Source organism: Pseudarthrobacter raffinosi, from assembly GCF_023913835.1.
Lineage (GTDB): Bacteria > Actinomycetota > Actinomycetes > Actinomycetales > Micrococcaceae > Arthrobacter > Arthrobacter raffinosi.
Map to the genome: position 1 here is coordinate 45,798 of NZ_JAMXBG010000026.1, position 6,947 is coordinate 52,744.

Genomic DNA, 6,947 nt, shown 5'->3' on the forward strand with positions numbered 1-6,947 from the left:
GGCAAACACAAAGGCACTGACGCCAACCAGTGACCGACATCAACGGAACACGCGAGGACGGCAAAAGAACCGCACACGCGACAAACACCACTACTCCCTTGATGGATCAAGCCATGGCTGCTTGCGCTGGTCTACCGCAAACGGTCGTCTGGGGTAGAGTCGGCGCCGTCTCCCTGCGTGACTGCCAGACCCGCCACCTTCCATCACAAAAGCCACCCCGAAATCAAGCCAACGAAACATCTCGCCCGCTATGGGTTTTGTTAGACTGCGCTGCATGGGACACAAAATCGGGTACGTCCGGGTAAGCACCGCCGACCAGGATCCGCAGTTACAGCTCGACGCACTGAACGCCGAAGGCTGCCTGAGAATCTACAAGGACACCGCGACCGGGACCAGGGCCGACCGCCCCCAGTGGATCCTGTGCCTTGAAAATCTGCGCCCGGGAGACACCCTGGTGATCTGGAAAATCGACAGGCTCGGGCGAAACCTGCGCGACCTCATCGACATCGTGACCACCCTCGACGCCCGCGGAGTTGGGGTGCAGTCGTTGACCAACGGAATCGTGGACACCACCACTGCGCACGGCAAGCTTGTCTTTGGCATGTTCGCGCTCATGGCCGAATACGAAGCCGCGTTGATCCGCGAACGCACCCGGGCCGGACTGGCCGCCGCACGCTCCCGGGGCCGCAAGGGCGGACGCAAACCGAAGATGACCCCCGATCTCATCGGCAAGGCCCAGCGCATGTACGACGCACGGCAATTCACCATGGCCGAAATCGCCCAATCCTGCGGTGTCACTCCCATGACCATCTACCGCAACATCCAAACCACCAAAACCAGTCCGGAACTTCCCTAGCGCCAACGGCTGCACGGGATCCTACTCCACCCGTAGATTGCCCCTGGGGACACGCTCAGGAGTACTGGGCATCCTTGCCATGGTCGCGGAATTCGAAGCCGACCTGATCCGCGCACGAACCCGGGAGGGCATGGCGGTCGCCAAGGCGAAGGGCCGCCTCCGTAGGAAGCAGCCCAAGCTTTCCAAGACACAGGAAGCGCACCTGGTCTCCGTTCACCGGGCGGGGACACACACAACGGTGGAGATTGCCGAACTCTTCGCGGTAGCGCGCTCAACCGTCTACCGCGCCATCAAACGCGCTGGCGACGCCACCGTCTAGAACCGAGAGATTTCCGCCATCCGAAGCCGGAATTCGCGCCGACGCCCCTAAACGTGAATTTCCGTACCGATCCTCCTCAGACCCCGGTTCGGCGTGGGTGGCGGGGGCGAACTGGCCGCTAATGGGAATGCCCTTTGGCTGGCGTGCGGTGTTGTCGGTCATGCTCAGTCTGTGTGCGGCCGCATCCCGACAGCCACAGAGAAACTAGGTTGTGGACGTTTTGGGGCCGACCATCATGTAGAGAAAACGAATGAGGAACATCCCGGCCACAGCGAACATAAGTATCGCGAACTGGGGCCAGCCGCCGACGGCCTGGCTGCATGCCTGACCGAGTTCCGGGAAGAAGTTACGGGCGGGGACAGGGTCGAAGGCGGTCCCGCAGTATGCGTCGACGACTCCGTATTGGTTGCGGCACTGGCTTCTATACGGTGAACGGCGCTATAGATCCCAGTAGCCAGGGCCGCAGCCCCGATCAGGAACATCGCTAGCCGCATCTGCGGGGTACTAGGACCCACGAAGTAATTCGCCATGGGAGCTATTAGAGCACTCCAGTTCATGGCGAACCGGCAGTTCCATCACGTTTCGTCGTATTCGCCGGACTGGTCGGTTTCCAGGATGGCCACGACCCGGTCGAACCGCAGGAACTCTTGGCGGCCGTCGAGGTGCAGGAAATCCATCGACGGATCGTGCCCGCCGGAGAAGACGATTCGGATCTTACCGAACACCGGTGTCGGATCGGAGTAATCTCCTTTGTACAGGTAGACCGCGGCAATGCCGTTGAGCATCGGACGTTCACCGCGGTCGGCGCGCATGTGACGCAGCGCCATCGCCTTGGGGTCCTGCTCCGCCTGGTCGAGCGCCTTCATGAACGCGCCCAGATAGAAGTAGACGGCTTGGCCACGCCTCGCAAACGGCCGACACTGCGGCTGGCGTCAGGCGAGTTGCATGAGGCGAGGTCATCAAGGCAGCTGCTGGTGGCACGGCAATCTCGGCCACTTCGTCCGGCGCAGCCCGTCCGGCCCGCTTCGCTCCACAACGATCCTGACGCGCGCCCGCCCACGTGCGCGTTGATGCATGCATCGAATCCACCGTTAAACCGACACTTCCCACTGCGGTCGAACCAGGATCCTCAGCACGCCATGAGGACAGCCACGGCCTTCCAATGACTCAGCACGGGAATACGACGTTCATTGTCGCAGTCAACTCAAAAAGTTCGACGGAAGAAGACGAGACAAAGCTCACTGGTGTGGGAGAAAATGAGAAGGGCGCTGTCACGCGCCACAATGAGTGCAGCCACATTGGCCGGACGGCCGTTCGGCCGGTGTTGGCAGCAAGTCTCAATGAGGAGGAATGATGGGTAACGAAGCCCAAACTCCGGACGCAGCTGCGTCCGTGGACTTCAAGCAAGTCCAGTCGACCGAGCGGTTCCAGGAACTTCGCAAACGTCACCGCAGCTTTGTCTTTCCCATGGCCATTGCATTCCTGCTCTGGTATTTCGCATACGTCCTGCTGGCTGACTACGCCGTCGAATTCATGTCCACCAAGCTCTGGGGAAACATCAACATCGGCCTCATCCTGGGCCTGCTGCAATTTGTTTCCACGTTCGCCATTACCGGTTGGTATGTGAGCTACTCCAACCGGAAACTAGATCCGATCGCCGCCGAAATCCGCCACGAAATCGAAGGCCACGAGTTCGACAAATCCGGCAAAGCCGCGGACGGAGCAGCCAAATGATCGGGACTGTTACTGCCGTGGATGTTGCCGCGCCCAAGGGCACCGCCCTGCTGAACATCGCCTGAGTTCGGCATCGATGGAGGTCCCCTCGGATTTCGGAGTGGGCCGCAGGCCGCTTGTGGAGGTGCGCGAAGCACCTCGGCAGCGCGTATCAGATGCGTTTGCCTCACGGGATCCGAAAGCGGGACTAGGGCTTTTCCGGGTTCTGGCCCTTGGCCTTGGAGCCCTTCCATAGCCGACGGGATTGGTGGCTGCCTGGGGCATGCAGCACCAGGACGGGGCAATCCGCATGGGCAACACACGCAGAGCTCACGGAGCCGAGGTGCATGCCCAGGAATCCCCCATGGCCCCGGCGTCCAACTACCAGCAATGAAGCGCCGGCCGCCGCTTCCACGAGCTTCGCCGCAGCCGGCCCGCGGATCAGTTGCGAGGTCAGCCTTTCCGGAGTCTCGTCACCGAACGCCTTTTCCAAGGCGACTGCAAGAGTCTTCGATGCAGCCTCTTCAAACCGGGCGAAATCCGGTGGAACGTATCCGGCGTAAATCTCTGGAAAATCCCAGCAGGCAATAGCGACAATAGTGGCGTCCAGGGCCGGCGCCAGTTGCGCCCCCAGACGGAGCGCCTGGATGGACGCTTCCGAACCGTCCACGCCGACAAGAACCTTCTCTTCCGCTTCCATGATCATTCTCCTTCGAAGGTGAATCCCGTGGTTGTTCCTCGTTTGCAGCTCCCATTAGAGTTAGCTGTGTGCCGAGCATATGTGCACCCGCAGGGCTAACGGAACCGCCTACGGATGTTTCTCGGGACTGTCCCGGAATCTGATGCTATCTAGATCCCACCACCGATGTAGCCGTATGGGCTCCTGCAGTGTCCACGGGTCCGTCCACACCGTGTATCCGCTCGCCTTATCGACAAATTCGCGGGACCAAGAGCCTTGAGCTGCGATCCAGAGACCGGATGAGTCTGGCATGCCATCTTCGACCATGCCCCGTCGGTGAAGGTCATTGTCGAGATGAACGTCCACCACCATTCCGGCTGGGGATTCCCACTCGTCCGTGCGGCGCATCCCTGGGACTGCCACGTGTCTGTTAGTCATTCTGTACGTCGTAAGTAGTGCCGGGTTCAATTCCTGCTGGCGTTGTGCATGGGTGAGCAGTCCGTCCGTGCCCGGGCCGGATGGCTGCGGGACGGCGGGGCCGGTCGGGTTGGGTGGGGCTATTTTTTCAGTGACTGTGCGATCTGTGTCATGACGGTGTTGTCGGCCAGGGTGGTGGCGTCTCCTACTTCGCGGCCTTCGGCGACGTCTTTGAGGAGGCGGCGCATGATTTTGCCGGAGCGGGTCTTGGGCAGTTCCGGGACCACGAGGATGGTTTTGGGTTTGGCGATCGGGCCGATTTCCTTGGCCACGTGGTTGCGGAGTTCCTGAACGATCGCGTCGCCGGTGTCCACGACGTCGCCGCGGAGGATCACGAACGCGACGACGGCCTGGCCGGTGGTCTCGTCCGCGGCGCCGACGACGGCGGCTTCGGCGACGGCGGGGTGGGAGACCAGGGCTGATTTGATCTCGGTGGTGGAGAGCCGGTGCCGAGGGTGTTCATGACGTCGTCCACGCGGCCCAGGAGCCAGATGTCCCCGTCCTCGTCTTTCTTGGCGCCGTCGCCGGCGAACCGAACGCCGCCTGGTCCTACCCGCGGCCGACGCCCCAAGCCCGGATGATCAAAGGCCACGTTGCCTTCGCACCCGGCGGGGGCGTCATCGTCACCGACGACCGTCCCTGACCGTCCACATACGCGCCGGCTGCCTTCTGCCCCCACAGTTTTGTCCTGTCAATCCAAAGATAAGAGAGTACCCGCATGCCACGCATTCCCGCCCACACCGTTGCCGCAGCACCCGAAGCCTCCCAAGGGATCGCCCGGAAACTGGAGCAGAAAATGGGCAAGCTACTCAACATCCACGCCGGCATGGCACACTCCCCGGCCGTGATCGCCTCCTACGAGGGGATCTCCGCCGCCATCGCCGCGCACGGCAGCTTCGAAGCCCGCACCCGCGAAGCGGTCGCCCTGGCCGTCGGAAACCAGAACGGCTGTGACTACTGCCAGGCCGCACACACCCTCTCGGCACGCCGGGCAGGGCTGGACGACGAGCAGATCCTCGCGATCCGCGCCGGCGAAGTGGACTTCGACGACAAACTCGCAACGATCACCGGCGTCGCCCGTGAAGCCGCGGCCCGGACCGGGAACGTCTCCGACGCGACCTGGCAGGCTGCCCTTGACGCCGGCTGGAGCGCCGAGGAGCTCTCCGAGGCGTTCGCCCACATCGCGGCAAACCTGTTCACCAACTACTTCAACCACTACGCCGGAACAGAACTGGACCTTCCCGCCGTCCCGGAACTGACCGCCTGAGACCCCGAGCAGGTGGAAGGGAGCATCGGCCCCCTTCCACCCGGTCTGCGGTTTCACCTCCAAACCAGCAGGCCGGCAGGGCGCGGCGGTCACCCGCAGCCGGGCCCCGCCGGGCGGGGGGTACTGTCCTCGTCAGTGCGCTGTTGCCAGGGCCGCGGGAAGTTCGGTCAGGGCTGTGATGATGAATTCAGGAGCCTCAAAGTGGCCCGGGTAGCTACGCCCGGTCCTGTTCAGCCACGCTGTACGCAGCCCGGCACGGGCGGCGCCGTGGATGTCCCAGGGATGCACGGCCACCAGCAACATGCCGGCCGGGTCGGCCCCGGAAGCGGCGGCGGCATATTCATAGGAGGCCCGGGCCGGCTTCCAGGCGGGCGCGTCTTCGACCGAAAGCAGCGACTCAAATGCCTCCCGGATCCCGGCCTCGCTGAACAGCTTCCCAGCGATCTGGGCCGAGCCATTGCTGAGCGTAATCAGCCGGAACCCTGCAGCGGCGAGGGCCCTGATCCCCTCGGGGACATCCGGATGTACCCTGAGGCCGTTCATGCCGCCCATGACATGGTCGACCGCCGCGTCGAGAGGCCGGTTAAGCTCCGCTCCGGTCAGAAGTCCCCGGAGTGCGTCGGCCCCGATGGCGGCGAACGATCCGTTCTCTCCGCTGGCCGTCAGCGCGAAGCCGTCACGAAGCAGCGTGGCGAACCAGAGATTAGCCAGTTCAGCCGGCGCCCCGACCTCCCTGAAGCGTTCCCCCATGGGCGACATATCTGACAGGGTTTCGTTGACATCAAAGACAACGACTGAGATGGCGGTGGTCATGGATTCTCCTCGTGGTCGCGTGTACGTCTCCAGTGCAAGTCTGCCGCCTTACCGGATAAGAGTGAACCACTGGCGGCGCCAACCGGGCGTATCGGGGCCCGGTGTTCCCGGAAGGTGTAAGCGCAGGTATTATGCAAATTCCGTCTGGAAAAGTGCTCTTACCGCTCACCGATCCCGGGCGCTCTGTTTTCGCCGTCGTCGAAGAGGTAGAGGGCACTGGGGAATTCAGTAGCGGCGAACTGGCATTGGCCTTGGCTCTCGTTAGAGGTAGCTGCAGATGCGTTCGGGGTCGCAGGATGCGGGATCCCCTGCGGCCGCGGCGTCATGGAATTCGGCGACGGTTGCACGCAGCGCGGTGAGGTCTGCGATCTGGGCGTCGAGGTCGCGGAGTTGTTTGGCCAGCAGATCCTTCACATGTACGCAGGGGGCCTGGCCGATGTCCCGGACGGAGAGGATGTCTCCGATCTGGGCCAGGGTCAGTCCGGCGGTGCGGCCGCGGCGGATGAAGTCCAGCCGGCTGACCGTCGCGTGGGGGTAGTCGCGGTATCCGTTCGGTGTCCTGTCGGCGGCCGGCAGCAGGCCCCGACCCTCGTAGAACCGCAGCGTCTTGGCCGTCATGCCGGCGGCGACGCACTGAACGCCGAAGGCTGCCTGAGAATCTACAAGGACACCGCGACCGGGACCAGGGCCGACCGCCCCCAGTGGATCCTGTGCCTTGACAATCTGCGCCCGGGAGACACCCTGGTGATCTGGAAAATCGACAGGCTCGGGCGAAACCTGCGCGACCTCATCGACATCGTGACCACCCTCGACGCCCGCGGAG

8 protein-coding genes and 3 pseudogenes are annotated in these 6,947 nt (G+C 63.1%); 6 read left to right on the forward strand and 5 right to left on the reverse strand.

The window, feature by feature from the left end:
• Positions 1-274: 274 nt before the first annotated feature.
• The gene (locus NG697_RS19175; protein ID WP_252614961.1) at positions 275-856 is read left to right on the forward strand and encodes a recombinase family protein; all 582 of its coding nucleotides are present in this window, start codon (positions 275-277) and stop codon (positions 854-856) included.
• Positions 857-917: 61 nt separating this feature from the next.
• Positions 918-1,175: pseudogene (locus tag NG697_RS19180) on the forward strand (recombinase family protein); the annotation flags it as partial.
• 575 nt (positions 1,176-1,750) lie between these two features.
• On the opposite strand, the gene NG697_RS19185 reads toward NG697_RS19180, so the two are convergent.
• Positions 1,751-2,041, reverse strand: a complete 291-nt coding sequence (locus tag NG697_RS19185) for a hypothetical protein (RefSeq protein WP_252603927.1) — start codon at positions 2,039-2,041, stop codon at positions 1,751-1,753.
• Between the two features lie 487 nt (positions 2,042-2,528).
• On the opposite strand from NG697_RS19185, the gene NG697_RS19190 reads away from it, so the two are divergent.
• Positions 2,529-2,909, forward strand: a complete 381-nt coding sequence (locus NG697_RS19190) for a DUF485 domain-containing protein (RefSeq protein WP_252603933.1) — start codon at positions 2,529-2,531, stop codon at positions 2,907-2,909.
• 187 nt (positions 2,910-3,096) lie between these two features.
• Here the strand turns inward: NG697_RS19190 and NG697_RS19195 are convergent, their stop codons facing one another.
• Positions 3,097-3,588: a universal stress protein gene (locus NG697_RS19195; protein ID WP_252614962.1), complete on the reverse strand. Its 492-nt coding sequence runs from the start codon at positions 3,586-3,588 to the stop codon at positions 3,097-3,099.
• Between the two features lie 536 nt (positions 3,589-4,124).
• Positions 4,125-4,576 (reverse strand): annotated as a pseudogene (locus tag NG697_RS19200) (AMP-binding enzyme); the annotation flags it as partial.
• A gap of 36 nt (positions 4,577-4,612) precedes the next feature.
• Between NG697_RS19200 and NG697_RS21435 the strand changes: the two are divergent.
• Positions 4,613-4,687 (forward strand): annotated as a pseudogene (locus NG697_RS21435) (hypothetical protein); the annotation flags it as partial.
• A gap of 75 nt (positions 4,688-4,762) precedes the next feature.
• Entirely contained in the window at positions 4,763-5,311 is a 549-nt protein-coding gene (locus NG697_RS19205; RefSeq protein ID WP_252603929.1) for a carboxymuconolactone decarboxylase family protein, read from the forward strand.
• A gap of 132 nt (positions 5,312-5,443) precedes the next feature.
• Here NG697_RS19205 and NG697_RS19210 read toward each other — a convergent pair whose 3' ends face one another.
• Together NG697_RS19210 and NG697_RS19215 are read right to left on the reverse strand one after the other, a co-directional pair.
• Positions 5,444-6,124 (reverse strand): haloacid dehalogenase type II, encoded by a 681-nt coding sequence (locus NG697_RS19210; RefSeq protein WP_252603931.1) that lies wholly within the window; start codon positions 6,122-6,124, stop codon positions 5,444-5,446.
• 261 nt (positions 6,125-6,385) lie between these two features.
• Positions 6,386-6,742, reverse strand: a complete 357-nt coding sequence (locus NG697_RS19215; protein ID WP_252603934.1) for a heavy metal-responsive transcriptional regulator — start codon at positions 6,740-6,742, stop codon at positions 6,386-6,388.
• Here NG697_RS19215 and NG697_RS21220 point away from each other — a divergent pair.
• Positions 6,653-6,947 (forward strand): recombinase family protein (locus tag NG697_RS21220; RefSeq protein WP_252614964.1); only part of this gene is annotated, 295 nt, incomplete at its 3' end. The genes NG697_RS19215 and NG697_RS21220 overlap by 90 nt on opposite strands.

What these genes read in the sequence shown, in the direction of transcription:
- NG697_RS19175 (WP_252614961.1), top strand. Translation starts at nt 275, where the DNA reads ATGGGACACAAAATCGGGTACGTCCGGGTAAGCACCGCCGACCAGGAT.
- NG697_RS19185 (WP_252603927.1), bottom strand. Translation starts at nt 2,041, where the DNA reads ATGAAGGCGCTCGACCAGGCGGAGCAGGACCCCAAGGCGATGGCGCTG.
- NG697_RS19190 (WP_252603933.1), top strand. Translation starts at nt 2,529, where the DNA reads ATGGGTAACGAAGCCCAAACTCCGGACGCAGCTGCGTCCGTGGACTTC.
- NG697_RS19195 (WP_252614962.1), bottom strand. Translation starts at nt 3,588, where the DNA reads ATGGAAGCGGAAGAGAAGGTTCTTGTCGGCGTGGACGGTTCGGAAGCG.
- NG697_RS19205 (WP_252603929.1), top strand. Translation starts at nt 4,763, where the DNA reads ATGCCACGCATTCCCGCCCACACCGTTGCCGCAGCACCCGAAGCCTCC.
- NG697_RS19210 (WP_252603931.1), bottom strand. Translation starts at nt 6,124, where the DNA reads ATGACCACCGCCATCTCAGTCGTTGTCTTTGATGTCAACGAAACCCTG.
- NG697_RS19215 (WP_252603934.1), bottom strand. Translation starts at nt 6,742, where the DNA reads ATGACGGCCAAGACGCTGCGGTTCTACGAGGGTCGGGGCCTGCTGCCG.